At 69.8% G+C, this 25,016-nt stretch carries 20 protein-coding genes; 18 read left to right on the forward strand and 2 right to left on the reverse strand.

Going from position 1 to position 25,016, the window contains the following annotated elements; genetic code table 11:
• Positions 1-377 precede the first annotated feature (377 nt).
• Genes ACWD5Q_RS12360 through nuoN form a run of 14 tightly spaced genes read left to right on the forward strand, consistent with a single transcriptional unit; the run spans position 378 to position 16,449 of the window.
• A complete protein-coding gene (locus tag ACWD5Q_RS12360; protein ID WP_359887413.1) occupies positions 378-737 on the forward strand; it encodes an NADH-quinone oxidoreductase subunit A in 360 nt (119 codons plus the stop codon).
• A gap of 13 nt (positions 738-750) precedes the next feature.
• Positions 751-1,305, forward strand: a complete 555-nt coding sequence (locus tag ACWD5Q_RS12365) for a NuoB/complex I 20 kDa subunit family protein (RefSeq protein WP_023547484.1) — start codon at positions 751-753, stop codon at positions 1,303-1,305.
• Entirely contained in the window at positions 1,302-2,093 is a 792-nt protein-coding gene (locus ACWD5Q_RS12370) for an NADH-quinone oxidoreductase subunit C (RefSeq protein ID WP_451426940.1), read from the forward strand. The genes ACWD5Q_RS12365 and ACWD5Q_RS12370 overlap by 4 nt, the downstream gene beginning before the upstream one ends.
• Complete coding sequence (locus ACWD5Q_RS12375; RefSeq protein WP_451426941.1) at positions 2,090-3,421, forward strand: NADH-quinone oxidoreductase subunit D; 1,332 nt, start codon at positions 2,090-2,092, stop codon at positions 3,419-3,421. The genes ACWD5Q_RS12370 and ACWD5Q_RS12375 overlap by 4 nt, the downstream gene beginning before the upstream one ends.
• Complete coding sequence (nuoE, locus tag ACWD5Q_RS12380; RefSeq protein WP_451426942.1) at positions 3,418-4,296, forward strand: NADH-quinone oxidoreductase subunit NuoE; 879 nt, start codon at positions 3,418-3,420, stop codon at positions 4,294-4,296. Before ACWD5Q_RS12375 ends, nuoE begins: the two co-directional genes overlap by 4 nt.
• Entirely contained in the window at positions 4,296-5,645 is a 1,350-nt protein-coding gene (gene nuoF, locus ACWD5Q_RS12385) for an NADH-quinone oxidoreductase subunit NuoF (RefSeq protein WP_451426943.1), read from the forward strand. Before nuoE ends, nuoF begins: the two co-directional genes overlap by 1 nt.
• Positions 5,642-8,146 (forward strand): NADH-quinone oxidoreductase subunit G, encoded by a 2,505-nt coding sequence (locus tag ACWD5Q_RS12390; protein WP_451426944.1) that lies wholly within the window; start codon positions 5,642-5,644, stop codon positions 8,144-8,146. The genes nuoF and ACWD5Q_RS12390 overlap by 4 nt, the downstream gene beginning before the upstream one ends.
• Positions 8,143-9,507, forward strand: a complete 1,365-nt coding sequence (gene nuoH / locus ACWD5Q_RS12395; protein ID WP_451426945.1) for an NADH-quinone oxidoreductase subunit NuoH — start codon at positions 8,143-8,145, stop codon at positions 9,505-9,507. Before ACWD5Q_RS12390 ends, nuoH begins: the two co-directional genes overlap by 4 nt.
• Entirely contained in the window at positions 9,500-10,138 is a 639-nt protein-coding gene (gene nuoI, locus ACWD5Q_RS12400; RefSeq protein ID WP_451426946.1) for an NADH-quinone oxidoreductase subunit NuoI, read from the forward strand. The genes nuoH and nuoI overlap by 8 nt, the downstream gene beginning before the upstream one ends.
• Positions 10,135-10,977: an NADH-quinone oxidoreductase subunit J gene (locus ACWD5Q_RS12405; RefSeq protein ID WP_451426947.1), complete on the forward strand. Its 843-nt coding sequence runs from the start codon at positions 10,135-10,137 to the stop codon at positions 10,975-10,977. The genes nuoI and ACWD5Q_RS12405 overlap by 4 nt, the downstream gene beginning before the upstream one ends.
• A complete protein-coding gene (gene nuoK, locus ACWD5Q_RS12410) occupies positions 10,974-11,273 on the forward strand; it encodes an NADH-quinone oxidoreductase subunit NuoK (RefSeq protein ID WP_451426948.1) in 300 nt (99 codons plus the stop codon). Before ACWD5Q_RS12405 ends, nuoK begins: the two co-directional genes overlap by 4 nt.
• A gap of 15 nt (positions 11,274-11,288) precedes the next feature.
• Positions 11,289-13,184 carry an NADH-quinone oxidoreductase subunit L gene (nuoL, locus tag ACWD5Q_RS12415; RefSeq protein ID WP_451426949.1) on the forward strand — a complete coding sequence of 632 codons (1,896 nt, stop codon included), beginning with the start codon at positions 11,289-11,291 and terminating at the stop codon, positions 13,182-13,184.
• A 5-nt stretch (positions 13,185-13,189) separates the two neighbouring features.
• Positions 13,190-14,803, forward strand: coding sequence for an NADH-quinone oxidoreductase subunit M (locus tag ACWD5Q_RS12420; protein WP_451426950.1), 1,614 nt, complete (start codon positions 13,190-13,192; stop codon positions 14,801-14,803).
• The gene (gene nuoN / locus ACWD5Q_RS12425) at positions 14,800-16,449 is read left to right on the forward strand and encodes an NADH-quinone oxidoreductase subunit NuoN (protein WP_451426951.1); all 1,650 of its coding nucleotides are present in this window, start codon (positions 14,800-14,802) and stop codon (positions 16,447-16,449) included. The genes ACWD5Q_RS12420 and nuoN overlap by 4 nt, the downstream gene beginning before the upstream one ends.
• A 67-nt stretch (positions 16,450-16,516) precedes the next feature.
• Here the strand turns inward: nuoN and ACWD5Q_RS12430 are convergent, their stop codons facing one another.
• Positions 16,517-17,119 carry a Uma2 family endonuclease gene (locus ACWD5Q_RS12430; RefSeq protein ID WP_451426952.1) on the reverse strand — a complete coding sequence of 201 codons (603 nt, stop codon included), beginning with the start codon at positions 17,117-17,119 and terminating at the stop codon, positions 16,517-16,519.
• A 199-nt stretch (positions 17,120-17,318) separates the two neighbouring features.
• Here ACWD5Q_RS12430 and recQ point away from each other — a divergent pair, with 199 nt between their 5' ends.
• Positions 17,319-19,355, forward strand: coding sequence for a DNA helicase RecQ (recQ, locus tag ACWD5Q_RS12435; protein WP_451426953.1), 2,037 nt, complete (start codon positions 17,319-17,321; stop codon positions 19,353-19,355).
• Between the two features lie 254 nt (positions 19,356-19,609).
• On the opposite strand, the gene fahA is transcribed toward recQ, so the two are convergent.
• A complete protein-coding gene (gene fahA / locus ACWD5Q_RS12440; RefSeq protein WP_451426954.1) occupies positions 19,610-20,824 on the reverse strand; it encodes a fumarylacetoacetase in 1,215 nt (404 codons plus the stop codon).
• A gap of 240 nt (positions 20,825-21,064) precedes the next feature.
• Here fahA and ACWD5Q_RS12445 point away from each other — a divergent pair, with 240 nt between their 5' ends.
• The 3 genes from ACWD5Q_RS12445 (at position 21,065) to ACWD5Q_RS12455 (ending at position 24,879) form a co-directional block, all read left to right on the forward strand.
• Complete coding sequence (locus ACWD5Q_RS12445; RefSeq protein WP_451426955.1) at positions 21,065-22,309, forward strand: carboxylate--amine ligase; 1,245 nt, start codon at positions 21,065-21,067, stop codon at positions 22,307-22,309.
• 83 nt (positions 22,310-22,392) lie between these two features.
• Positions 22,393-23,595, forward strand: a complete 1,203-nt coding sequence (locus ACWD5Q_RS12450; protein WP_451426956.1) for an FAD-dependent oxidoreductase — start codon at positions 22,393-22,395, stop codon at positions 23,593-23,595.
• Between the two features lie 450 nt (positions 23,596-24,045).
• The gene (locus ACWD5Q_RS12455) at positions 24,046-24,879 is read left to right on the forward strand and encodes an HAD family hydrolase (RefSeq protein ID WP_451426957.1); all 834 of its coding nucleotides are present in this window, start codon (positions 24,046-24,048) and stop codon (positions 24,877-24,879) included.
• Positions 24,880-25,016 lie beyond the last annotated feature (137 nt).

Consider the following 25,016-nt stretch of genomic DNA (forward strand, 5'->3'; position numbering starts at 1 on the left):
GTGAGGGGGTGATCTTTGATAATGAAAGACATCGCTGACCAGCGGAGACGAGCGAAAATGTCACCTCTTGGTGATCGCTCGACTGCTTCGCGTATGAAGGTCACCGCTCATCCGGCTTCATGATCCTTCGCCAGGTGGTGGAGATCACAAAGTACGTACTGACCCCCGTGTCGCAGATCACACACCGCCGGGCATAGGATGCGGGGCAGTTGGGCTTGTGACCTGCTTCACATGTCCGCGATCTTCGCCGGGGCGGGCGGGGTTCGTGGGGCTTGTGGGGCTGGCGTGAGCCCAGCACAACCTCCCCCAAGGTCCGGCTCCGCTCGGCCAGGGGGGACCCCCATGCAGTCAGTGCCGACTGAGAGGAGCGAGGAGCGGTGAACGCGTATGCGCCCATCCTCGTACTGGGAGCCCTCGGGGCAGGCTTTGCGATCTTCTCCGTGGTCATGGCCACGCTGATCGGTCCGAAGCGGTACAACCGCGCCAAGCTCGAGGCCTACGAGTGCGGCATCGAGCCGACCCCCACGCCGGTCGGCGGCGGGCGCTTCCCCATCAAGTACTACCTGACGGCGATGCTCTTCATCGTCTTCGACATCGAGATCGTCTTCCTCTACCCCTGGGCCGTCACCTTCGACGCCCTGGGGATCTTCGGGCTCGTGGAGATGCTGCTCTTCGTGCTCACCGTCTTCGTCGCGTACGCGTACGTATGGCGGCGCGGCGGCCTGGAATGGGACTGAGGGGCCTTTAGTCATGGGACTCGAAGAAAAGCTGCCGAGCGGTTTCCTTCTGACGACCGTCGAGCAGGCTGCGGGCTGGGTGCGCAAGGCGTCGGTCTTCCCCGCCACCTTCGGCCTCGCCTGCTGTGCCATCGAGATGATGACCACGGGCGCCGGCCGTTACGACCTGGCGCGCTTCGGCATGGAGGTCTTCCGCGGCTCGCCCCGGCAGGCGGACCTGATGATCGTCGCGGGGCGGGTCAGCCAGAAGATGGCGCCGGTCCTGCGGCAGGTCTACGACCAGATGCCGAACCCCAAGTGGGTGATCTCCATGGGGGTCTGCGCCTCCTCGGGCGGCATGTTCAACAACTACGCGATCGTGCAGGGCGTCGACCACATCGTCCCTGTCGACATCTATCTGCCCGGCTGTCCGCCGCGGCCGGAGATGCTGATGGACGCGATCCTCAAGCTCCACCACAAGATCCAGACCTCGAAGCTCGGCGTCAACGCCGAGGAGGCGGCCCGTGAAGCGGAGGAAGCGGCGCTCAAGGCCCTCCCGACGATCGAGATGAAGGGGCTGCTGCGATGAGCGACGCGAAGAGCAACGGCGCGAACACGCCGGGCGACGGCGCGAGCGGCGCCGCGGCGAACGGCAACGGCGTCAACCCCGAGAAGGACCTCGGTGCCGCCAACCTCCCGGGCATGCGCGGCGACCACGGCGAGGAGATCCGCGTCCAGCGCGGCATGTTCGGCGCCAACAACGGCGGCGACACCTCCGGCTACGGCGGCCTGGTCCGCTCCATCCGGCTCCCCGGCGCCGCCACCCGCCCCTACGGCGGCTGGTTCGACGAGGTCGCCGACGAACTGGAGGGCGCCCTGGAGGAACAGGGACTTGTCCCCGAGAACGCCATCGAGAAGACCGTCGTCGACCGCGGCGAGCTGACCTTCCACATCGAACGCGAGTACCTCGTCGCCGTCGCCCAGACCCTCCGCGACGACCCGGCGCTCCGCTTCGAACTGTGCACGGGCGTGAGCGGAGTGCACTACCTCGGCGACAAGGGGCGAGAGCTGCACGCCGTCTACCACCTGCGGTCGATCACCCACAACCGGTTGATCCGCCTGGAGGTCAGCGCCCCCGACGCCGACCCGCACATCCCGTCGCTCGTCCCCGTCTATCCCACGAACGACTGGCACGAGCGCGAGACGTACGACTTCTTCGGCCTGGTCTTCGACGGCCACCCGGCGCTGACACGGATCATGATGCCCGACGACTGGCAGGGCTTCCCGCAGCGCAAGGACTATCCCCTCGGCGGCATCCCCGTCGAGTACAAGGGCGCCCAGATCCCGGCTCCGGACCAGCGGAGGTCGTACTCATGAGCACGCAGACTCCGTCCTCCGCCTCCTCGCGCGAGACGACCGAGGGCACCGTCTACACGGTCACCGGCGGTGACTGGGACGAGGTCGTCCAGTCCGCGACCCGCGCCGACGACGAACGCCTCATCGTCAACATGGGTCCGCAGCATCCGTCCACGCACGGGGTGCTGAGGCTCATCCTGGAGATCGACGGCGAGACCGTCACCGAGGCCCGCTGCGGCATCGGCTACCTCCACACCGGAATCGAGAAGAACCTCGAGTACCGCACGTGGACCCAGGGCACCACGTTCGTGACGCGGATGGATTACCTGACGCCGTTCTTCAACGAGACGGCGTACTGCCTCGCGGTCGAGAAACTCCTCGGCGTCGAGGACCAGATCCCGGACCGCGCCACGGTCCTGCGCGTGCTCCTGATGGAGCTGAACCGGATCTCCTCCCACCTGGTGTGCATCGCCACCGGAGGCATGGAACTCGGCGCGACCACCATCATGATCTACGGCTTCCGCGACCGGGAGATGATCCTCGACATCTTCGAGCTGATCACCGGCCTGCGGATGAACCACGCCTACGTCCGCCCCGGCGGACTCGCCCAGGACCTGCCGCCGGGCGCGGTGGACCAGATCCGCGAGTTCGTGAAGAAGATGAAGAAGAACCTTCCGGAGTACGACAAGCTCGCCACCGGGAACCCCATCTTCAAGGCCCGTATGCAGGACATCGGCTACCTGGACCTGGCCGGCTGCATGGCCCTCGGCGCCACCGGCCCGATCCTGCGCTCCGCCGGCCTGCCGCACGACCTGCGCAAGGCGCAGCCCTACTGCGGCTACGAGACCTACGACTTCGACGTCCCGACCGCCGACACGTGTGACGCCTACGGCCGCTTCCTCATCCGCCTCGAGGAGATGAGCCAGTCGCTCCGGATCATCGAGCAGTGCCTGGACCGGCTGGAGCCCGGCCCGGTCATGGTCGCCGACAAGAAGATCGCCTGGCCCGCTCAGCTCGCCCTGGGACCGGACGGGCTCGGCAACTCCCTCGATCACATCAAGAACATCATGGGTACCTCCATGGAGGCCCTGATCCACCACTTCAAGCTGGTGACCGAGGGCTTCCGCGTCCCGCCGGGACAGGCGTACGCGGCGGTCGAGTCGCCCAAGGGCGAACTCGGAGTGCACACCGTGTCCGACGGCGGCACCCGCCCCTACCGGGTCCACTTCCGTGACCCGTCCTTCACCAACCTGCAGGCCATGGCGGCGATGTGCGAGGGCGGCCAGGTCGCCGACGTGATCGTCGCCGTCGCGTCCATCGACCCCGTGATGGGAGGCGTCGACCGGTGACCACCAGTTCTTCGGAGCGCGGCGTCAGCCTGGGCATGCCCGAGCTGCCCGCGCCCGCCTACCCGGACGACGTCCGAGCGCGCCTGGAGCAGGACGCGCGCGAGATCATCGGCCGCTACCCGGACTCGCGGTCCGCCCTCCTGCCGTTGCTGCATCTCGTGCAGTCGGAGGAGGGACACGTCACCCGCACCGGGATGCGGTTCTGCGCGGACGTGCTCAGCCTGACCACGGCGGAGGTCTCCGCGGTCGCCACCTTCTACACCATGTACCGGCGGGGTCCCTCCGGTGACTACCAGGTGGGCGTCTGCACCAACACCCTGTGCGCCGTGATGGGCGGAGACGCGATCTTCTCCGCCCTCCGCGAGCACCTCGGCGTCGGCAACGGCGAGACGACCGCCGACGGCAAGGTGACCCTGGAGCACATCGAGTGCAACGCGGCCTGCGACTTCGCGCCGGTGGTGATGGTCAACTGGGAGTTCTTCGACAACCAGACCCCCGAGAGTGCCAAGCGCCTGGTCGACGACCTGAGGGCGGGCCGGGAGGTCGATCCCACCCGCGGTGCCCCCTTGTGCACCTTCAAGGAGACCGCCCGGATGCTGGCCGGCTTCCCCGACGAGAGGGACGGAGCCGTCGAGGCGGCCGGCAGCGCGGGCCCGGCCTCCCTGGTCGGGCTGCGGCTGGCCAAGGGGGAGACCGGCGCCGCGCGCGTGGTGCACCCGCGGGACGGCGGGCCGCACGACGAGCCACGGGACGGGGCACCGCAGGACACATCGGACGCCGGCCCCGCCCACCCGTCATCCACCACCGCCCGTGACGGAGGGGATACGCCCCGCACCACTGATTCCGCCGGACCCGTCGACGAGGAGGGGCAGTGATGACGTTGGCACCCCAGATCAACGAGACCAGCCCCGAGAAGCTGCTGGCACCCGTGCTGTCGGCCTTCTGGGACGAGGAGAAGTCCTGGACGCTGGACGTCTACCAGCGGCACGAGGGGTACGAGGGGCTCCGCAAGGCGCTCGCCATGTCGCCCGACGACGTGATCGCGTACGTCAAGGACTCCGGGCTGCGCGGCCGGGGCGGCGCGGGATTCCCGACGGGAATGAAGTGGCAGTTCATTCCCCAGGGTGATGGCAAGCCTCACTATCTAGTTGTCAACGCCGACGAATCGGAGCCCGGTACCTGCAAGGACATCCCGCTCCTCTTCGCGAACCCGCACAGCCTCATCGAGGGCATCGTCATCGCGTGTTACGCCATCAGGTCGTCGCATGCCTTCATCTATCTGCGGGGCGAAGTCGTCCCCGTACTACGGCGGTTGCACTCGGCCGTACGCGAGGCGTACGCGGCGGGCTACCTCGGCGAGAACATCCTCGGCAGCGGACTCGACCTCGAACTCACCGTGCACGCGGGCGCGGGCGCGTACATCTGCGGTGAGGAGACCGCACTGCTCGACTCGCTCGAAGGCCGCCGTGGCCAACCGCGGCTCCGTCCCCCCTTCCCTGCGGTCGCGGGCTTGTATGCCTGCCCGACTGTGGTGAATAACGTCGAGTCGATCGCGTCGGTTCCCGCGATCCTGCACCGGGGCAAGGAATGGTTCCGGTCGATGGGCAGCGAGAAGTCCCCCGGCTTCACGCTCTACTCGCTCAGCGGCCATGTCGCCAGCCCCGGCCAGTACGAGGCCCCGCTCGGCATCACGCTCCGCCAGCTCCTCGACATGAGCGGCGGCATGCGGCCCGGCCACCGGCTGAAGTTCTGGACGCCCGGCGGCTCCTCGACACCGATGTTCACCGACGAGCACCTCGACGTCCCACTGGACTACGAGGGCGTGGGCGCCGCCGGTTCCATGCTCGGCACCAAGGCCCTGCAGTGCTTCGACGAGACGACGTGCGTGGTGCGGGCCGTCACCCGCTGGACCGAGTTCTACGCCCACGAGTCCTGCGGCAAGTGCACGCCCTGCCGCGAAGGCACGTACTGGCTGGTTCAGCTGCTGCGGGACATCGAGGCCGGCAAGGGCACGACGGCCGATCTCGACAAGCTCGCCGACATCGCCGACAACATCAACGGCAAGTCCTTCTGCGCCCTCGGCGACGGCGCGGCCGCGCCGATCTTCTCCTCCCTCCAGTACTTCCGCGAGGAGTACGAGGAGCACATCACGGGCCGGGGCTGCCCCTTCGACCCGGCCAAGTCCACGGCCTGGGCGGACAAGCCCGCGGAGGTGACCGCATGACTGTGACCACCAGCGCCCCCTCGGGAGGGGGCCAGGCGGCCCTCCCGCCGGAGGACCTCGTCACGCTGACGATCGACGGCATCGAGATCAGCGTGCCCAAGGGCACCCTGGTCATCCGTGCCGCCGAGCAGCTCGGCATCGAGATCCCCCGCTTCTGCGACCACCCCCTCCTGGACCCGGTCGGCGCCTGCCGCCAGTGCATCGTCGAGGTCGAGGGCCAGCGCAAGCCCATGGCGTCCTGCACGATCACGTGCACGGACGGGATGGTCGTGAAGACGCACCTCACCTCGCCCGTCGCCGAGAAGGCCCAGAAGGGTGTGATGGAGCTCCTGCTCATCAACCACCCGCTGGACTGCCCCGTCTGCGACAAGGGCGGCGAGTGCCCGCTGCAGAACCAGGCCATGTCGCACGGCAACGCCGAGTCCCGCTTCGAGGGCAGGAAGCGCACCTACGAGAAGCCCGTCGCGATCTCCACCCAGGTGCTGCTCGACCGCGAACGGTGCGTGCTGTGCGCCCGCTGCACCCGGTTCTCCCAACAGATCGCGGGCGACCCGATGATCGAGCTGCTGGAGCGGGGCGCGCTCCAGCAGGTCGGCACCGGCGAGGGCGACCCCTTCGAGTCCTACTTCTCCGGGAACACCATCCAGATCTGCCCGGTCGGCGCCCTCACGTCGGCGGCGTACCGCTTCCGCTCCCGCCCCTTCGACCTCGTCTCCTCGCCCTCCGTGTGCGAGCACTGCTCCGGTGGCTGCGCGACGCGCACGGACCACCGGCGCGGCAAGGTCATGCGCCGCCTCGCGGCCAACGACCCCGAGGTCAACGAGGAGTGGATCTGCGACAAGGGACGGTTCGCGTTCCGGTACGCGCAGCTGACGGACCGGCTCGACACCCCGCTGGTGCGAGGCGAGTCCGGCGAGCTGGAGCCCGCCTCCTGGCCCGAGGCGCTGCAGGCCGCCGCCGAGGGTCTGCTCAGCGCGCGGGGCCGGGCCGGTGTGCTGACCGGCGGACGGCTCACCGTCGAGGACGCCTACGCGTACAGCAAGTTCGCGCGCGTGGCGCTCGGCACCAACGACATCGACTTCCGCGCACGTGTGCACAGCGGCGAGGAGGCCGACTTCCTGGCCGCCAGGGTCGCCGGACGCGGCCGTGACCTCGACGGCACCGGTGTCACGTACACGGCTCTGGAGAAGGCTCCCGCCGTCCTGCTCGTGGGGGTCGAGGCCGAGGAGGAGGCGCCCGGCGTCTTCCTGCGGTTGCGCAAGGCCTGGCGGGCCCATGGCCAGCAGGTGTTCGCCCTCGCCACGTACGCCACCCGGGGCCTTGAGAAGGCCGGCGGCATCCTGCTGTCCGCCGCGCCCGGCACCGAGACCGAGTGGCTGGACGCGCTGGCCGGCCGGGTCGGCCTGGAGGAGGACGGCGTACGCGCCGCCGATGCCCTGCGCACCGAGGGCGCGGTGATCGTCGTCGGCGAGCGGCTCGCCGGTGTGGCGGGCGGACTCACCGCCGCCGTACGGACCGCGGCCGCCACCGGCGCGCAGCTGGTGTGGATCCCGCGCCGGGCCGGGGAGCGGGGCGCGGTCGAGGTGGGCGCACTGCCCACGCTGCTGCCGGGCGGACGTCCCGCCTTCGACCCGCGCGCGCGGGACGAGGTCGCCGCCGCCTGGGGCGTCGCCGAACTCCCGCAGCGCTACGGCCGGGACACGGACCAGATCGTCGAGGCCGCGGTCTCCGGCGAACTGCGGGCCCTGGTGGTCGCCGGTGTCGAGGTCGCCGACCTGCCCCGTCCGGCACGCGCGCGTGAAGCGCTCTCCACGGTGGGCTTCCTGGTGTCGCTGGAACAGCGCCCCGGTGAGGTCACCGAACACGCCGACGTGGTGCTGCCGGTCGCGGCGGTCGCCGAGAAGGCGGGCACCTTCCTCAACTGGGAGGGGCGGGCCCGCTTCTTCGAGGCGGCGCTCAAGCCCGACCAGATGACCCGGTCCCTGGCGCCCACCGACGCGCGCGTGCTCCACATGCTCGCCGACGCCATGGACGTCCATCTGGGGCTGCCCGATCTGCGGACCGTGCGCACGGAGCTGGACCGGCTCGGCCCCTGGGGCGGACTGCGGGCCGCCGACTCCGTGGAGACCGGGGGGCACCTGCCCCGTCCGGCCGCCGGGGAGGCGGTGCTGGCGGGTCACCGGCTGCTGCTCGACCGGGGACGGCTCCAGGACGGTGACGAGGCGCTCGCCGGCACGCGTCACGCGGCACGCGCGCGGGTGTCGGCCGCCACCGCCGCCGAGGCCGGTGTCAAGGACGGTGACCTGCTGGCCGTGAGCGGCCCGTCGGGGACCGTGGAACTCCCGTTGCAGATCACCGAGATGCCGGACCGGGTGGTCTGGCTCCCGCTGAACTCCACCGGCGGGGGCGTCGCCTCCGACACCGGTGCGCTGCCCGGCAATCTCGTCCGCATCGGCCCGGCGACACCCGCCGCCGCGGCCCCCGAGGAGGTGGAGGCATGAGCCCGTACCTCGCTGCTGAGGACCTCTCCATGTTCGGCCGCGACCCCTGGTGGCTGATCGTGATCAAGGCGGTCTTCTGCTTCGCCTTCCTGATGGTGACCGTGCTGTTCTCCATCGTCTGGGAGCGCAAGGTCGTCGCCTGGATGCAGCTGCGGATCGGCCCGAACCGGCACGGTCCCTGGGGCATGCTCCAGTCGCTCGCCGACGGCGTGAAGCTGATGCTGAAGGAAGACGTCATCGTCAAGCGCGCGGACAAGGTGGTCTACGTCCTCGCGCCGATCGTCGCGGCCATCCCGGCCTTCATGGCGATCGCGGTGATCCCCTTCGGGCCCGCCGGCAACGAGATCTCGATCTTCGGTCACCGGACCGCGATGCAGCTCACCGACCTGCCGATCGCGACGCTCTACATCCTCGCGGTCGCCTCGGTCGGCATCTACGGCATCGTCCTCGCCGGCTGGAGCTCCGGATCCACCTACCCGCTGCTCGGCGGCCTGCGCTCCTGCGCGCAGATGATCTCGTACGAGATCGCCATGGGCGCCGCCTTCGCCTCGGTGTTCCTCTACTCGGGGTCGATGTCGACGTCGAGGATCGTCGAGCAGCAGCACGACCGCTGGTACATCCTGCTGCTGCCGGTCTCGTTCATCATCTACATCGTCACGATGGTCGGCGAGACCAACCGCGCCCCCTTCGACATGCCGGAGTCCGAGGGCGACCTGGTCGGCGGCTTCAACACCGAGTACTCGTCGATCAAGTTCGCGATGTTCATGCTCGCCGAGTACGTGAACATGGTGACGGTCTCGGCCGTGTCGACCACGCTCTTCCTGGGCGGCTGGCGGGCGCCGTGGCCGATCAGCGGCTTGTGGGCGGGCGCGAACCACGGCTGGTGGCCGCTGCTCTGGTTCGTCATCAAGGTCCAGCTCCTGCTGTTCTTCTTCATCTGGCTGCGCGGCACGCTCCCGCGCGTCCGTTACGACCAGCTGATGAAGCTCGGCTGGAAGGTCCTCATCCCGGTCTCCGTGGTCTGGCTGATGCTCGTCGCGACCGTGCGGGCGCTTCGTAACGAACACTATGGATTCGCCGATATCGCCCTCTATGTCGCGGGCGGTGTCCTCGCGCTGCTGCTGCTGTCGTTCCTCGTCGACATGTTCCGCGAGAAGGCCAAGGAGCCCGAGCGGCCCTCGGCGGGGCCCGCCGCCTTCGACCCGATGGCGGGCGGCTTCCCCGTACCGCCGCTGCCGGGACAGACGCTGCCGCCGGTGCCCAGGCGCCGCCCGCGCCGGGAGCGGGAGCTGATTGTCAGTGGTGGATCGGACACTGTCAGTGACGGATCTACGGATGGAAAGGAGGCGTCCGATGGCTGAGGAGCCCAAGGAGGCCGGGCAGACCAAGCCCGGATTCCAGAACCCGGTGGCCGGCTTCGGCGTGACCTTCAGGGCCATGTTCAAGAAGCGGCTGACCGAGCAGTACCCGGAGCAGAAGAAGACCACGGCTCCGCGGTTCCACGGACGGCACCAGCTCAACCGCCATCCGGACGGCCTGGAGAAGTGCGTCGGCTGCGAGCTGTGCGCCTGGGCCTGCCCCGCCGACGCGATCTACGTGGAGGGCGCGGACAACACGGAAGAGGAGCGCTACTCCCCGGGCGAGCGGTACGGGCGGGTGTACCAGATCAACTACGCCCGCTGCATCCTGTGCGGCCTGTGCATCGAGGCGTGCCCCACGCGCGCGCTCACGATGACGAACGAGTTCGAGCTGGCGGACTCCAGCCGCGCCAATCTGATCTACACCAAGGAGCAGCTGCTCGCCGGACTGGAAGAGGGCATGGTCGACACCCCGCATGCCATCTACCCGGGGATGGGCGAGGAGGACTACTACCGGGGCCTGGTGACGGAGGCTGCGCCGGGCACGGTGCGCCAGGCCGCCGTTTCCAAGGGCGAACAGCGTCAATCGGCCGGCTCTTCGGGCGCGGCGGAAGAACAGGGGGCGGACGCATGAGCGCGCAACTCGCCGCCTACACCACCTCCACCGGGGAGGCCTTCCAGTTCTGGGTCCTCGGTGCCGTCGCGGTGATCGGCGCCCTGGGCACCGTCCTCATGAAGAAGGCCGTGCACAGCGCGCTCTCCCTGGCCGGCACGATGATCGTCCTGGCGGTGTTCTACCTCGCCAACGGCGCCTACTTCCTGGGCATCGTGCAGATCGTCGTCTACACCGGCGCGATCATGATGCTGTTCCTGTTCGTGGTGATGCTGGTGGGTGTCACCGCGGCGGACTCCCTCAAGGAGACCATCAAGGGCCAGCGCTGGCTGGCCCTTCTGTGCGGGGTCGGCTTCGGCGTCCTGCTGTTCGCGGGCATCGCCAACGCGTCCCTGAAGGACTTCGCCGGCCTGGGCAAGGCGAACGCGAACGGCAATGTGGAGGGCCTCGCGGCCCTCATCTTCACCAAGTACGTGTTCGCCTTCGAAATCACCGGTGCCCTGCTCATCACGGCCGCGGTCGGCGCCATGGTGCTCACCCACCGCGAGCGCACCGAGCGGGCCAGGACCCAGCGCGAACTGTCCGAGCAGCGCGTACGGGAGGGCACGCACGTTCCGCCGCTGCCGGCCCCCGGCGTCTACGCCCGGCACAACGCGGTGGACATCGCGGGCCTGCTCCCGGACGGCACCCCGTCCGAGCTGACCGTCAACAAGACGCTCCGGGCCCGGGGTCAGATCCGTGATGTGTCCGACGAGGCGATCGGCGATCTGAAGGCACTGGAACAGCGCGCCGCCGAACGCCTGGAGCGGGACGAGGACGAGCGGCCCGCGCTCAAGAGGACCGAGGAGGCGTCGAAGTGAACCCGGTCAACTACCTGTATCTCGCCGCTCTGCTGTTCGTGATCGGCGCCACCGGCGTGCTGATCCGGCGGAACGCGATCGTGGTGTTCATGTGCATCGAGCTGATGCTCAACGCCTGCAACCTCGCGTTCGTCACCTTCTCCCGGATGCACGGCAATCTCGACGGCCAGATCATCGCCTTCTTCACGATGGTCGTCGCCGCCGCGGAGGTCGTGGTCGGGCTCGCGATCATCGTGTCGCTGTTCCGTACCCGCCACTCGGCCTCGGTCGACGACGCCAGCCTGATGAAGCTGTAAGGGGTCGGAAGAATCGTGGAGAACCTGATTGCGCTGCTGATCGCGGCGCCCGTGCTCGGAGCGGCCGTCCTGCTGTGCGGCGGCAGAAGGCTGGACGCGGTCGGCCACTGGATCGGCACGGTGCTCGCCGCCGCCTCCTTCGTCCTCGGCGTCGTCCTCTTCGCCGACATGCTGGGCAAGGCGGCCGACCACCGGGCCGTGACGCAGCATCTGTACAGCTGGATCCCGGTGGCCGGCTTCCAGGCCGACGTCTCCTTCCGGCTCGACCAGCTGTCGATGACGTTCGTCCTGCTGATCACCGGGGTCGGCTCGCTCATCCATCTGTACTCGGTGGGGTACATGGAGCACGACGAGCGCCGGCGCCGCTTCTTCGGCTATCTGAACCTGTTCCTCGCGGCGATGCTGCTGCTCGTCCTCGCCGACAACTACCTGCTGCTGTACGTCGGCTGGGAGGGCGTCGGTCTCGCCTCCTACCTGCTGATCGGCTTCTGGCAGCACAAGCCCAGCGCGGCGACCGCCGCGAAGAAGGCGTTCCTCGTCAACCGCGTCGGCGACATGGGCCTGTCGATCGCGATCATGCTGATGTTCACGACGTTCGGGACCTTCGCCTTCGGGCCGGTCTTCGCGGATGTGCACCGGACGGGCGAGGGCAAGCTCACCGCCATCGGCCTGATGCTGCTGCTCGCCGCCTGCGGCAAGTCCGCCCAGGTGCCGCTGCAGTCCTGGCTCGGTGACGCGATGGAGGGCCCGACACCGGTCTCGGCCCTCATCCACGCCGCGACCATGGTGACCGCGGGCGTGTACCTGATCGTCCGCTCCGGTGCGATCTTCAACGCCGCACCGGACGCGCAACTGGCCGTCACCGTGGTCGGCGCCGTCACGCTCCTGTTCGGTGCGATCGTCGGTTGCGCGAAGGACGACATCAAGAAGGCGCTGGCCGGGTCGACCATGTCGCAGATCGGCTACATGGTGCTGGCGGCCGGCCTCGGCCCCATCGGCTATGTCTTCGCGATCATGCACCTGGTGACGCACGGCTTCTTCAAGGCCGGGCTGTTCCTCGGCGCCGGCTCGGTCATGCACGGCATGAACGACGAGGTCGACATGCGCAGGTACGGCGGCCTCAGGAAGTACATGCCGGTCACGTTCGTCACCTTCGGCCTCGGCTACCTCGCCATCATCGGCTTCCCGGGCCTGTCCGGCTTCTTCTCCAAGGACAAGATCATCGAGGCGGCGTTCGCCAAGGGCGGCACCGAGGGCTGGGTCCTGGGCGGCGCGGCCCTGCTGGGCGCGGCCATCACCGCGTACTACATGACACGCGTGATGATCATGACCTTCTTCGGTGAGAAGCGCTGGCAGCCGGACGAGCACGGCCACGAGCCGCACCCGCACGAGTCGCCCAGGGTGATGACGATCCCGATGATCGTGCTGGCGGTCGGGTCGGTGTTCGCGGGCGGGCTCTTCTCCATCGGCGACCGTTTCCTGCACTGGCTGGAGCCCATCACCGGACACGCGGAGGGCCACTCGCCCGTCAGCGCCGGGACGGTCACGGCCGCGACCCTGGTGCTGCTGCTCGTGGGCGTCGGCATCGCCTACGCCCAGTACGGCCGCCGTCCGGTCCCGGCCGTCGCCCCGCGCGGGTCGCTGCTCACTCGGGCCGCCCGGCGCGATCTGCTCCAGGACGACTTCAACCATGTCGTCCTCGTCCGCGGCGGAGCGCACCTCACCCGCTCCCTGGTGTACGTGGACCACACCCTGGTCGACGGCGTCGTCAACGGCACGGCCGCTTCGGTCGGCGGCCTGTCCGGTCGGCTCCGCCGACTGCAGAACGGCTACGCGCGGTCGTACGCGGTCTCGATGTTCGGCGGTGCGGCGGTGCTCGTCGCCCTGACCCTGCTGATGAGGGCGGTCTGATAGCGATGTCCTTTCCCCTGCTGACAGCGACGGCGGTGCTCCCGGCCGTGGGGGCGGTCGCCACGGCCGCGGTCCCCGCCGCCCGGCGGACCACCGCCAAGTGGCTGGCGCTGGTCGTCTCACTCGCCACGCTCGCGCTCGCCGCGGTGATCGGGTTCCGCTTCGATCCGGGCGGCGCCCGCTACCAGTTCACCGAATCGCACGCCTGGATCAAGGACTTCGGGGTGCGGTACGAACTGGGCGTGGACGGCATCGCGGTGGCGCTCATCGCGCTCACCGCGCTGCTGATCCCGTTCGTGATCCTGGCGGGCTGGCACGACGCCGACCCTTCCCCAAACTCTCAACTTCGTTCGAGCAGGGGAGGCCCCGAGGAGACCGGCCACCCATATCACTGGCGGCCGACGCAGGGCTTCTTCGCCCTGATCCTGGCGGTCGAGGCGATGGTGATCCTCTCCTTCGAGGCCACCGACGTCTTCCTCTTCTACATCTTCTTCGAAGCCATGCTCATCCCGATGTACTTCCTCATCGGCGGCTTCGGGGACCACGCCCACGAGCACGGCGAGCAGACGGCGTCCACGCAACGCTCGTACGCCGCCGTGAAGTTCCTCCTCTACAACCTCGTCGGCGGCCTGATCATGCTGGCCGCGGTGATCGGTCTCTATGTGCAGGCGGGCAACTTCTCGCTCCCGGAGATCGTGCAGGCGCGGGCGAACGGCTCGCTGCACATGGCGACCAGCACCGAACGCTGGCTGTTCCTCGGCTTCTTCTTCGCCTTCGCGGTGAAGGCGCCACTGTGGCCGCTGCACACCTGGCTGCCCAACGCCATGGGGGAGGCCACCGCCCCGGTGGCCGTCCTCATCACGGCGGTCGTCGACAAGGTGGGCACCTTCGCGATGCTGCGGTTCTGCCTCCAGCTGTTCCCGGAGGCGAGCAAGTGGGCCACACCCGTCATCCTCGTCCTGGCGCTCATCAGCATCATCTACGGGGCGCTGCTCGCGGTCGGCCAGCGGGACATCAAGCGGCTGGTGGCGTACGCCTCGATCTCGCACTTCGGCTTCATCATCCTGGGCATCTTCGCGATGACCAGCCAGGGCCAGTCCGGCGCGACGCTCTACATGGTGAACCACGGGATCTCGACCGCGGCCCTGATGCTGGTGGCGGGCTTCCTGATCTCGCGCCGCGGCTCGCGTCTGATCGCGGACTACGGAGGCGTCCAGAAGGTCGCGCCGGTGCTCGCCGGCACCTTCCTGATCGGCGGTCTGGCCACACTGTCCCTGCCGGGACTCGCGCCGTTCGTGAGTGAGTTCCTGGTCCTGGTCGGCACGTTCACACGCCATCCGGCGATCGGTGTCATCGCCACCTTCGGCATCGTCCTCGCCGCGCTCTACACCCTGGTCCTCTACCAGCGGACGATGACGGGCCCGGTGAAGGCGGAGGTCGCCGCGATGCCGGACCTGCGCGTGCGTGAGCTGCTCGTCGTCGCCCCGCTGATCGTCCTGCTGATCTTCCTCGGCGTCTATCCGAAGCCCGTCGCCGACATCGTGAACCCGGCGGTCAAACAGACCATGTCCGACGTACATCAGACCGATCCCAAGCCCGAGGCGGAGGCGGCCAAGTGAGCACAGCAGCCGTCCACAGCCTGTGGACAACCGCGGCCGAGCCGATCTCGAAGATCCCGGCGCCGAAGATCGAGTACGGGCAATTGTCGCCGACGTTGATCGTCATCGGCGCGGCGCTCATCGGGGTGCTGATCGAGGCGTTCGTCCCGCGCGCATCTCGCTACTACGCACAGGTGTTCGTCTCGATCGTCGCGCTCGCCGCCGCGTTCGCCGCGGTCGTGGCCCTCGCGGCCGACGGCTACGGCACCACCAGGGCACACATCGCGGCCATGGGAGCCATCGCGGTCGACGGGCCGTCCCTGTTCCTGCAGGGCACGATCCTGCTGGCCGGTCTGCTCGGCGTGTTCACCTTCGCCGAGCGGCGCCTCGACCCGGCCGCGCACGGCAACCGGGTCGACTCGTTCGCCGCGCAGGCCGCCTCCGTACCGGGCAGCGAGGGCGAGAAGGCCGCCGTGAAGGCCGGCTTCACGACCACCGAGGCCTTCCCGCTGCTGCTGTTCGCGGTCGGCGGCATGCTCGTCTTCCCCTCGGCCAACGATCTGCTGACCCTTTTCGTGGCCCTGGAGGTCTTCTCCCTGCCGCTGTACCTGCTGTGCGCCCTGGCCCGCCGCAAGCGGCTCCTGTCGCAGGAGGCCGCGGTCAAGTACTTCCTGCTCGGCGCGTTCGCCTCCGCGTTCACCCTGTTCGGCATCGCGCTGCTGTACGGGTACGCGGGCTCGGTGTCGTACGCGACGATCGCCCGGGTCGTCGACGGCACGGTCACGAACGTCGACCCGGCGCTCGCGAACACCATGGGCAATGACGCGCTGCTGCTGGTCGGTGGCGCGCTGATCGCGATGGGCCTGCTGTTCAAGGTGGCCGCGGTGCCGTTCCACATGTGGACGCCGGATGTGTACCAGGGCGCGCCGACCCCGGTGACCGGCTTCATGGCGGCGGCGACGAAGGTGGCGGCGTTCGGTGCGCTGCTGCGGCTGCTGTACGTCGTCCTGCCGGGTATGCGCTGGGACTGGCGGCCGGTGATGTGGGCGGTCGCGATCGTCACCATGCTGGGCGGCGCGATCGTCGCGATCACCCAGACCGACATCAAGCGGCTGCTGGCGTACTCGTCGATCGCGCACGCGGGCTTCATCCTCGCGGGTGTCATCGCGACGACCCCCGACGGTGTCTCCTCCGTCCTCTTCTACCTGGCCGCGTACTCGTTCGTGACGATCGGCGCCTTCGCCGTCGTGACGCTGGTCCGCGACGCGGGCGGCGAGGCGACACACCTGTCCAACTGGGCCGGGCTCGGGCGCAGGTCACCGCTGGTGGCGGCCGTGTTCGCGGTGTTTCTGCTGGCCTTCGCGGGCATCCCGCTGACCTCCGGCTTCGCCGGGAAGTTCGCGGTGTTCAAGGCGGCCGCGGAGGGCGGGGCGATCCCGCTGGTCGTGATCGGTGTGATCTCGTCGGCGGTCGCGGCGTTCTTCTACATCCGTGTGATCGTCCTGATGTTTTTCAGCGAACCGCGCCCCGAGGGCCCGACGGTCGCGGTCCCCTCACCGCTGACCATGACGGCGATCGGGGTGGGCGTGGCGGTCACGCTGGTGCTGGGGGTGGCGCCCCAGTACTTCCTGGATCTGGCGAGCCAGGCGGGCGTCTTCGTGCGCTGAGGAGCGCCCGCCGCACACGACGGCCCGGTGCCCGCTCGGGGGGTGCCGGGCCGTTCTGCGCGCAGGTCTACCGTCTCGGCGCGCGGCGCGCCTTGATCTGGGTGAGGTCGAGGTCCACGGGGAACGGGACGTCCACCTTCAGGCGCTCCCGGAAGATACCCACGCTGGTGTACGTCCCGGTCGTGGGCTCCAGTTCGAAGACGTGCACCGCGGCATGGCCCTTCTCGTTCTCGACCCGCCAGTAGTGGGGGATCCCGGCTCGGGCGTACTTCACGGGCTTGGTCTCGCGGTCTCGCGAGACGGAGTCCTCCGAGACGACCTCGATGGTCAGGACGACGGCGGTCGAGGGGAACCGGGTCTGCTCCGGGTCCTCCACCACATCCGCGCGCACGACCACCACATCCGGCTCGGGCCTGTTCTGGCGGTCGATGCCGATGGTGAACTCGCGGAAGACCTCAAGGTCCGCAGGTGCCAGAGACTGAAGCTGCCATTTGAAGAAATCGATGGCACGCTCGTGAAAGATGGTCTGCGGACTCACGAAGACAAGGCTTCCGTCGATCAGTTCCGTGTGCGGAGGCAGATTCGGAAGCCGGTCCAGGTCGTCGGCGGTCCAGCCGCCCTCCGGCGGGATCGGCCAGTCGGATGCGGACGCCTTCGGTGCGACGCTCATCAGTGCTCCCATGGGACGGAGTCTCGCCGGTCCATTCAGACTATCGGCCGGAAACGGGCAGGTCTCCCGCAAACGTGTGAACGAGTGTCGTGTCCTTGACCAGGGGCGGTGAGGGGAGCCTGTGGATAAATCCGGAGCTGTCGGCGCGGCCCCCTATCGTGGATGGCGTGGTCGAGGGACGACATACGGGGGACGGGCGATGGACGGGACGGCTGTGATGACCGAGGCGGGCGTGATGCCGGCGCCGAGTGACGGGAGCGAGGCGCGGGCCACGCTGCACCGGATCTTCGGGTACGAGCGCTTCCGTGGTGAGCAGGAAGCGATCATCGAGCATGTGGTGGCCGGCGGCGACGCCGTGGTCCTCATGCCGACCGGCGGTGGCAAGTCGCTGTGCTACCAGATCCCGGCCCTGGTCAGACCCGGCACCGGCGTGGTGGTCTCACCGCTCATCGCGCTGATGCAGGACCAGGTGGACGCGTTGCGGGCGCTCGGCGTGCGGGCCGGGTTCGTCAACTCCACGCAGGACTTCGACGAGCGGCGCATGGTGGAAGCGGAGTTCCTGGCCGGCGAGCTGGACCTGCTGTATCTGGCCCCGGAGCGGCTGCGTCTGGAGTCCACCCGCGATCTGCTCTCGCGGGGCAAGATCTCGGTGTTCGCCATCGACGAGGCGCACTGTGTGTCCCAGTGGGGCCACGACTTCCGTCCCGACTATCTGGCCCTGTCCCTGCTCGGCGAGCGCTGGCCGGAGGTCCCCCGGATCGCGCTCACGGCGACGGCGACGCACGCCACGCACCAGGAGATCATCCAGCGGCTGGACATGCCGACGGCCCGCCACTTCGTCGCGAGCTTCGACCGGCCCAACATCCAGTACCGGATCGTCTCGAAGGCCGACCCCAAGAAGCAGCTGCTGTCGTTCCTGCGTGAGGAGCATCCGGGCGAGGCGGGCATCGTCTACTGCCTCTCACGCAATTCGGTGGAGAAGACGGCGGAGTTCCTGTCCCGCAACGGCGTCGACGCGGTGCCCTACCACGCGGGCCTGGACGCGGGCACGCGAGCGGCGCACCAGTCCCGGTTCCTGCGCGAGGACGGCCTGGTCGTGGTCGCGACCATCGCGTTCGGGATGGGTATCGACAAGCCGGATGTGCGGTTCGTCGCACACCTGGACCTGCCGAAGTCGGTCGAGGGCTACTACCAGGAGACCGGCCGGGCGGGCCGCGACGGCCTGCCGTCCACGGCCTGGATGGCGTACGGGCTCAATGACGTCATACAGCAGCGCAAGCTCATCCAGTCCGGAGAGGGCGACGAGGGGTTCCGCCGCCGGGCCCAGGCGCATCTGGACGCGATGCTGGCGCTGTGCGAGACCGCCCGGTGCCGCCGTGGCCAGTTGCTCGCCTACTTCGGGCAGGACCCGGAATCGGGCGGCTGCGGCAACTGCGACACGTGTCTGGTGCCGCCGGAGACCTGGGACGGGACGATCGCGGCGCAGAAGGTGCTGTCCACGGTCTGGCGGCTGGACCGGGAGCGGCGGCAGAAGTTCGGCGCGGTGCAGATCGTGGACATCCTGCTGGGGCGGCGCACGGCCAAGGTCATCCAGTTCGACCACGACCAGCTGTCCGTCTTCGGCATCGGCGAGGAGCTGACCGAGGCCGAATGGCGGGGTGTCGTCCGGCAGTTGCTGGCCCAGGGCCTGCTCGCGGTCGAGGGCGAGTACGGGACGCTGGTGCTGACCGAGCCGAGCGGGGCGGTGCTGCGGCGTGAGCGCGAGGTGCCGCTGCGCAAGGAGCCGTCGAAGCCCGCGGCTGCCCGTACCTCGTCGCCGAAGGGCGAACGCAGACCGAAGGCCGCCGCCGAGCTGCCGCCGGAACTGCTGCCCGTCTTCGAGACGTTGCGCTCCTGGCGTGCGGCCCAGGCGAAGGAACAGGGCGTCCCGGCATACGTGATCTTCCACGACGCGACGCTCCGGGAGATCGCCACCGTCCGTCCCACGACGGTGGCGGAGCTGGGCATCATCGGCGGGGTCGGCGAGAAGAAGCTGGCCACCTATGGCGAGGGAGTGCTCGAAGTGCTCGCATCGCTGGACGGACCGTCCGTGGACGGCGCGGCCTCGGTGGCCCCGGCGGCCGGGGAGGTCCGGGCCGGCGGCGGGACGGGGGCCGACGACTGGCCGGAGACGGAGACGGAGACGGACCTGGAGCCGGAGACGGACCTGGAGCCGGAGCCCGACGACTGGATATGAGTGACGGGACGGGCCGCGGGAGGGGAAGGCCACGGCGCCATTGAGCTGAGGTTCCGTCGGGTGCGGGCAGGATCCGCTCCTGTCGGCCGTGGCGGGGGTGCCCGGTGCCGGGGACGTCGGCGCGGGGGGTCGTCCGTCCGCGCCGACGGCCCGCGAGCCCCCGGCCGGGACACCTGGGGCCGGGGGTACGGCACCAGGCGCCGTGGGGCCTGGGGCGGGGTGCGGCTCAGGTGCTGTGGGGCCTTGGGGCCGGCTCAGGTGCCGGGCACCACCCGGCCCGTCACCTCTCCGAGACCCACGCGTGTGCCGTGCGGCCCCGGGGCCCAGGCGGTCAGGGTCACCACGTCCCCGTCCTCCAGGAACGTCCGCTTGCCGTCCGGGAGTTCGAGCGGGTCCCGCCCGTTCCAGGTCAGTTCGAGCAGCGAGCCGCGCTCGCGCTCGGTCGGGCCGCTCACGGTGCCCGAGCCGTAGAGGTCGCCCGTCCGCAGCGACGCCCCGTTCACCGTCATGTGCGCCAGCTGCTGGGCCGCCGTCCAGTACATGGTCGAGAACGGCGGTTCGGAGACCACATGGCCGTTGATCGCGACGGAGATGCGCAGGTCGTAGCCCCCGGGTTCCTCGTGTGCGTCGTCCAGGTACGGCAGCAGCGGGTGCGTGCGGCCGGGGGGTGCCACCCGCGCCTCCTCCAGGGCGTCCAGCGGGGTGATCCAGGCCGAGACGGAGGTGGCGAACGACTTGCCGAGGAACGGACCGAGCGGCACGTACTCCCAGGCCTGGATGTCCCGCGCCGACCAGTCGTTGAGAAGACAGAGCCCGAACACATGGTCGCGGAAGGCCGGCAGCGGCACCGGCCGCCCCAGCTGTGACGGCACGCCCACCACGAATCCCACCTCCGCCTCGATGTCCAGGCGGACCGAGGGCCCGAAGACCGGCTCCGGGTCCGCGGGCGCCTTGCGCTGCCCCTGGGGGCGTACGACGTCCGTGCCGGTCACCACGACGGTTCCCGCCCGGCCGTGATAACCGATCGGCAGATGCTTCCAGTTGGGGGTCAGGGAGTCCGCCGCGTCCGGGCGGAAGATCTGCCCGACGTTGCGGGAGTGGTTCTCGGACGAGTAGAAGTCGACGTAGTCCGCGACCTCGAAGGGCAGGTGCAGGGTCACCTCGGAGAGCGGGTGCATCAGGGGCTCGATGGTCTCCCGGTGCGCGGGCACCGTCACCCACGCCGTCAGCGCCCGGCGCACGTCCGACCAGGCGGTGCGACCGGCGGCCAGCAGGAGGCCCAGCGAGGGCCGGGCCAGAAGGGAGGCGTACGGGGAGCCGAGCGCCTGCGCGGCGGCGCCCGCGTCGAGCACGTGATCGCCCAGGCGGACGCCGACCCTCCGCTCGACGGAGCCGACCGGCGAGAACACGCCGTAGGGGAGGTTGTGCGGACCGAAGGGGTCGCCCTCGGGGACGTCGAAGGGGGGCATGGGATGCTGCCTCGCTTTCGTGCACGTCAGGTGTGCCGTGTATGGGGGTGCGTTCCATGTGGTCGCCGCACACGTTACGGGTGGGTTGCCTGTCTCGGGCAGTGTCTAAAGCATTCGCAATGTCCGAATAGGCCTTGTCGGAGCACCCAATTCCGGCTTAGCGTCCTTTGGGGACATGGGCGGGGTGGGTCCGGTCCGTAGGGGGGACACGTGGGGGGACCCGTGGCCAGGAGCACCGGCGTGCCGTTCGATGCGGACCGTGGGGTGCCGGGGCTCATCGTGAAATTCGGCGACTATCCACTGCACCACGGCGGCGTGGGGGCCATCCGCAGTCTGGGCCGGCTGGGCGTACCCATGTACGCGATCACCGAGGACCGTTACACGCCGGCCGCGGCCTCCCGCTATCTGCGGCGCGCCTTCGTCTGGCCGACCACCGGCACGGAGGAGCCGGAACGGCTTGTGGAGGGCCTGCTGCGCATCGGGCGCCGTATCGGACGGCCGACCGTGCTCATTCCCACCGACGAGGAGGCCGCCGTCCTGATCGCCGAGCACCAGGACATGCTCGGCGGCTCCTTTCTCTTCCCGAAAGTGGATGCCAAGCTTCCGCGCCGCCTCGCCAGCAAGCAGGGGCTGCACGAGCTGTGCGTGGAACACGGCATCCCGAGCCCGCAGGCCGCCTTCCCGCAGTCGTACGACGACATCGTGCGTTTCGCCGAGAAGGCCCGCTTTCCGCTCGTGGCCAAGAACCGCGAGGCGTTCGTACGCCGTGAACGGCCCGCCGTGAACGGCACGACCAGGATCACCACTCCGGAGGGGCTGCTCACACTCGCCCGCGACTGGGGCGAACGCCCGGGGGTGATCCTCCAGGAGTACCTGCCGAGAGAGGAGGCCGAGGACTGGATCGTGCACGCGTACTTCGGCCGGGACTTCGCCCCGCTCGCCCTGTTCACCGGCGTCAAGGTCCGCTCCTGGCCGCCGCACGCGGGCATGACGGCGAACGCGTACGCCGTCGACAACCCGGAACTCGCCGACCTCGCCGCACGTTTCATCAAGCAGATCGGCTTCACCGGCATCGTCGATCTGGACCTGCGCTTCGACCGCCGCGACGGCCGGTACAAACTGCTGGACTTCAACCCGCGCATGGGCGCCCAGTTCCGCCTCTTCGAGAACGAGGCGGGGGTGGACGTGGTCCGCGCCATGCACCTGGACCTGACCGGCCGTACGGTCCCGGAGGGGGAGCAGCGCGCCGGTCACCGGTACATCGTGGAGAACATCGACCTGCCGGCCCTGCTCGCCTACCGGCGCAGTGGCTACACCACACCGCACGCACCGGCCCGCGCGAGCGGCACGGAGCTGGCCTGGTTCGCGGGTGACGACCCGCGGCCGTTCTTCACGATGCTCGCGCGCTCCGTGCGGCCGGGTGCGAAGCACCTCTATCAGCTGTGGCGGACCAACCGCCGCGGTTCCACCAGCGGTACGCGTTAGGGCGTACCGCTCCATCATCGGTACGCCCTGGTGCGTACGGATCCACCACGAAGTAGGCACGTCGCGTCCTGGGGAGGGACTTCGTGATTCAACCGGTTGCAGTCATCGGTGCCGGGCCGTTCGGCCTGTCCACCGCTGCCCATCTGCGGGCGCGCGGTATCCCGGTACGCGTCTTCGGCGACCCCATGGTGAGCTGGCGCGACCACATGCCCGAGGGCATGCGCCTGAAGTCGACCCCGGCCGCCTCGAACATCGACGCCCCCCAGAGCGGCCACGCGCTGGCCGACTACTGCGACGCGGCGGGCATTCCCCGGCTGGTGACCGACGAGGACATCATCCCGGTCGAGACGTTCATCGCCTACGGCGAGTGGTTCCAGCAGAAGCTGGTGCCCGAGCTGGAGCGGGTCAGGGTCGTCGCCGTGGACCGCCGTCAGGGCGGCGGCTTCGAGCTGAAGCTGGACTCGGGCGAGCAGTTCGCGGCGCGGGCGGTCGTGGTGGCCACCGGCCTGTCGGGTCTCGCCCACCTGCCGCCGGAGCTGGCCGCCGCCGCGGCGGACGGTCCCACTCCCACGGGACCGGTCTCCCACAGCTCCCAGCACCATGACCTGACCCGGTTCTCCGGCAAGGAACTCCTTGTCCTCGGCGCGGGGCAGTCCGCACTGGAGACAGCCGCGCTGGCGGCCGAGGCGGGCGCACGGGTGCGGGTGATCGCGCGCGGCGAGGGCAAGGTGGCCTTCGGCGCGGCTCCCTGGGACCAGCCGAAGTTCCGCCCCGAATCGCCGTTCGGGCGCGCCTGGTCGCTGTGGGCGCTGAGCTACTATCCGCAGCCGTACCGGTTCCTCCCCGCGCAGACCCGTCACTATCTGGTCCGCCGGGTCCTCGGCCCGCTCGGCGCGTGGTGGCTGCGCGACCGCTTCCAGAGCGCGGTGCAGGTGCGCGAGGTCGCCCGTGTGGTCGGCGCGTCCGCACCCGACGGCAGCCCCGTCCTGACGGTCCGGACGCATACGGGCGCCACGGAGGAACTCGCCGCGGACCATGTGATCGCCGCCACCGGCTACCGCGTGGACATCTCCGCGATGGACTTCCTCGGCCACGAGCTGCGCACGGAACTGGCGGTGAGCCGGGGCACGCCGAGGCTCGGCGCGGGGTATGTGTCCTCCACGCCGGGCCTGTACTTCACGGGCCTGCCCGCGGCGGCCTCGTACGGCCCGGTGATGCGCTTCGTGTGCGGCACGGAGTTCGCCTCGCCCCGACTGGCCAAGCACGTGGCGGCGGCGCACGGCTGAGGTGCCGAGTCGGGGGTTCGCGCGGGGTTCGCGACGCGGGCCCCACGCGCCTGGTCGCCCCTCTCGACGAGCCCGAGTGGTACGCGGAGGCAACTTCCGCGCTCAAGGCGCCGTTCCGCAGCCTGCGGTCGCGCGAACTCGGGAGGCCGCCCGTGCGCGGGGGCGCCGCCTGCTGGAAGCGGGCGCCCGAGCGCCCGATGCGTGCACCGGCCGCGCGAGGTGCCGTCGCGCGCCGGGCGGGGCATCGCAGGCGGTACCGGCGCCGAACGGGGGCGCCGGTGCGAGGGCCGTGCCGGGGGCGGGGCGTACCGGGGCCGGGCGCTGTCGCGTTCCGGGCGGCGCGAGGCAACTTGAGGTTCTGTGCTGCGGGAGTTCGGTGGCCGCGGGATACCGGACGTCGTCCGGGTTCGCGGCGAGTCGCGGGGGGCGTTCCATCCGTATTCTCTGATCATGGCCGCACCCTTCGCGTATTCACTCATCGCCACTGACCTGGACGGAACGCTTCTGCGTGACGACGACACGCTCTCCGACCGGTCAAGGGCCGCGCTGGCGCGGGCCTTGGCGGCAGGCGCACAGCACCTCGTCGTGACGGGGCGCCCGGCGCCCAGGGTGCGGCCGCTGCTCGACGACCTCGGCAGTAGGGGGCTCGCGGTGTGCGGGCAGGGCGCGCAGGTGTACGACGCCGGCGCGAACCGCCTGCTGTTCTCCGTCACTCTGGACCGGGAGTTGGCCGAGACCGCGCTCGGCAAGATCGAGGCCGAGGTGGGGCAGGTGTACGCGGCCGTCGACCAGGACGGGGTGGACGGGCTCACGCTCATCGAACCTGGCTACCGGATGCCGCACCCCACCCTGCCCGCCGTACGGGTCGAGCGGCGCGACGATCTGTGGTGCGAGCCGATCAGCAAGGTGTTGCTCCGCCACCATGCCCTGTCGGACGACGAGTTGGCGGCGGCGGCCCGCGCGGCGGTCGGTTCCCTGGCGACGGTCACCATGTCGGGGCCCGGCACCGTGGAACTCCAGCCGTCCGGCATCACCAAGGCGACGGGGCTCGCGCTGGCCGCCGACCACCTGGGCCTCGGCCCGTCGGAGACCATCGCCTTCGGCGACATGCCCAATGACATCCCGATGTTCGACTGGGCGGCGTACGGGGTGGCCATGGCCAACGCCCACCCCGAACTCAAGGCCGTGGCGGACGAGATCACCACGTCGAACGAGGACGACGGCATCGCCCTCGTCCTCGAACGGCTCCTCGGGGACCACCGCCGACGATCGAACACGTCCTGACACCTCCGGGCAGGGAGGCCGGGAATTGGCCGGGGAGCGGCCGGGCGAGCAGGCGGCTCGCTCGCCGCACCCGGCACCAGCGCGAGACCTGTGTGGGCAAGTGGCTTCCGGAGCCCATCCTCACCGGCGGGGACGCC

The sequence above is a fragment of the Streptomyces sp. NPDC002513 genome (genome assembly GCF_053595355.1).